Annotated in this window: 1 protein-coding gene; it reads right to left on the reverse strand. The window is 55.9% G+C overall.

Annotation, left to right across the window (positions count from 1 at the left end):
- Positions 1–36: 36 nt before the first annotated feature.
- A partial coding sequence (locus tag A3730_RS10130; protein ID WP_197477418.1) for an RnfABCDGE type electron transport complex subunit D occupies positions 37–392 on the reverse strand: 356 nt, incomplete at its 5' end.

Raw genomic sequence — 392 nt, forward strand, 5'->3', positions numbered from 1 at the left:
GCAGGGTCTTGCTGACGCTTTCATTTTTTCCAGCCATTACACTTCTCCCCCGGTACGACGCAGACGACGGCGAATGTTTGACTGAGTGACAAAGTAGTCAATCAGCGGCGCACACAGGTTACCGAACAGAATTGCCAGCATGATGCCTTCCGGGAAGGCCGGGTTGATGACCCGGATCAGGACGGTCATCACACCAATCAGGGCACCGAAGATGTATTTACCGGTGTTGGTCATGGACGCAGACACAGGATCGGTAGCCATGAAAATCATGCCGAAGGCGAAACCGCCCACGCTCAGGTGCCAGTACCACGGCATGCCAAACATGGCGTTGGTCTCGGACCCGATAACGTTGAACAGCGCAGACATGCCCACCATGCCCAGGAACACGCCCA

The sequence above is a fragment of the Alcanivorax sp. HI0044 genome, from assembly GCF_001634945.1.